The organism is Acidiphilium sp. (assembly GCF_049977125.1).
In the GTDB taxonomy this organism is placed as follows: domain Bacteria; phylum Pseudomonadota; class Alphaproteobacteria; order Acetobacterales; family Acetobacteraceae; genus Acidiphilium.
The window spans coordinates 1-2311 of the sequence record NZ_JBMFGY010000307.1 but is presented as its reverse complement, the minus strand read 5'-3'; the positions used below and the strand labels follow the sequence as shown (position 1 = coordinate 2311).

The 2311-nt window shown below is 61.2% G+C and carries 1 protein-coding gene and 1 pseudogene; both read left to right on the top strand.

Going from position 1 to position 2311, the window contains the following annotated elements:
• The first annotated feature begins 12 nt into the window (after positions 1–12).
• Positions 13–1092: an IS630 family transposase gene (locus ACP5E6_RS18425; RefSeq protein WP_427956805.1), complete on the top strand. Its 1080-nt coding sequence runs from the start codon at positions 13–15 to the stop codon at positions 1090–1092.
• A pseudogene (locus ACP5E6_RS18420) lies at positions 1034–1969 on the top strand (IS256 family transposase); the annotation flags it as partial. The gene ACP5E6_RS18425 and the pseudogene ACP5E6_RS18420, both read left to right, overlap by 59 nt.
• Between the last annotated feature and the right edge of the window lie 342 nt (positions 1970–2311).

The window sequence follows — 2311 nt, the reverse complement described above, 5'->3', positions numbered from 1 at the left end:
AGCCCAAGCCTAATTGCCAAACCCGGGTGTCTCATTGTCGTTGACACGTTCCGCTCGGCCGTCATCCTGCACCTGGCGGATCAGAACGATGTCAACGAGGTCGCTGCCAAGCTGGGCATCGATCGCCAGCGCGTCACCCGCTGCCTGCGCCGGGTCATTGCGGTGGGACCGCTCGAGGCGCTCGACGACCTACCCCGTTCGGGACGACGGCCGGATATCACCGAAGCAGCACGCACCTGGCTGATCGGCGAGGCCTGCGTCAAAGCCAAAGAGCGCGGCTATCCGCATGAGTTATGGACGTTACGCCTGTTGGCGGTGCACACCCGCGAACACGGGCCGGCCGCCGGTCATGCCTGCCTCGCCGAACTCGCACCCAGCACAGTGCATGACGTGCTGAACAGCCAGCCGGTCAAACCGCACAAGATGCGCTATTATCTGCAACGACGCGACCCGAACTTCGAAATGCGTAAGGCCGAGGTGCTGGAAGTCTATGCCGCGGCCGAGATGCTGCGAGAGATACCTGAAGCCGACCGCCCGGTTGCCGTGCTCTCGTATGATGAGAAGCCCGGAATTCAGGCGATCGCGACGACGGCACCCGATCTGCCGCCCAAACCGGGCAAGTATGCCACGATGCACCGCGACCACGAGTACAAGCGGCTTGGTACGGTTACATTATCCGCGGCGGTCGATCTGGTGAGCGGCTTCGTGCATCATGTGGTCACCGAACGGCATCGCTCGCGCGAGTTCATTGCCTTCCTCGAGCGGCTTGATGCGCATTACCCTGCGGGGATGCTGATCTGTCTGCTGCTCGACAACCACTCCGCACATTGCTCACGTGAGACCAAGCGCTTCCTTGCCAGCAAGCCGGGCCGGTTCGAGCTGGTGTTCACCCCGACCCACGCGTCGTGGCTCAACTATGTTGAGATCTTCTTCTCCAAGGTGGCCAGATCCGTCCTGCGGCGCATTCGCGTCACCAGCAAGGTGGAGCTGGTCGAGCGAATCCGCCGCTATATCGAGATGTGCAACGCCGCGCCGACGCTCCCGCGCTGGCGTTACGGCATCAATACCGAGCCCAAGGCACTCGCAGCATGATTCGAGTCGCCAATTCGCGAACGCAGTACTAGTCAAGGCCATGGGGATGGAGGGGGTCAGCGAAAGCCAAGTTTCGCGCCTGTGCGGCGAGATCGACGAACGGGTGAACGCCTTCCTGACCCGCCCCATTGAGGGCGACTGGCCCTATGTCTGGCTGGACGCCACGTATATCAAAGTCCGGCGCGACCACCGCATCGTATCGGTGGCCGTGATTGTCGCCGTCGGCGTCAATACCGACGGCAGGCGTGAGGTGCTGGGCATGACCACCGGCCATAGCGAGGCCGAGCCGTTCTGGGTGGAGTTCCTGCGCAGCCTAGCCCGTCGGGGTTTGCGTGGGGTGAAGCTGGTGATCTCGGATGCGCATGAAGGGCTGAAGGCCGCGATTACAAAGGTACTAAGCGCCACCTGGCAACGTTTCCGCGTCCACTTCATGCGCAACGCGCTCGCCCATGCCGGCAAAACCCAAAAGCGCGTCGTCTCAGCCTGGGTCGGCACCGCCTTTGCGCAGGACGATGCCCCAGCCGCACGCAAGCAGTGGCGCGACGTCGCCGACCAGATGCGCCCGCGTCCGCCCAAACTCGCTAGCCTGCTCGACGAAGCCGAGACCGGCGTCCTCGCTTACATGGACTTACCCGCCCAGCACCGCGCCAAAATCCATTCCACCAACCCGCTTGAACGGCTCAACGGTGAGATCAAACGCCGCACCGATGTCGTCGGCATCTTCCCCAACGAGGCCACCGTCGTCAGGCTCATCGGAGCACTCTTGCTTGAACAGAATGACGAATGGGCAACACAGCGCGCCCGATACATGACACTGGAAACCATCGCCCAAACGAGCGATACTGCGCTCGTCAAAATGACAGAACTGGCAGCCTGACCATGCAGCCAATGCTGCTCAGGACACCGCTCCTACACCACGCGGTGGGACACGATCAGGTTCCCATTCGACATGCGTCACGGTCATGGCGGAATTGCGAGACCCCAAGCGGGGAAAAATCGAAATTTAAAACCCGCTTATCTCCAAAAAATCTCTCTAATTCAAACACTTTTTCAAAACGGCCCTATCCCCATCTGCGGCCGTTGACAGGCGCGGGCTCGGCGCGTAGAAGCCAATTCACCGCTGATGAGGCGGCGACCGACGGAGCGGGTCAAACCGCAATGTCAGTTTTGTTCTTTGAGGTTTGTGAATAGGCTAGGAAGGGATACGTTGGTGGCGTTT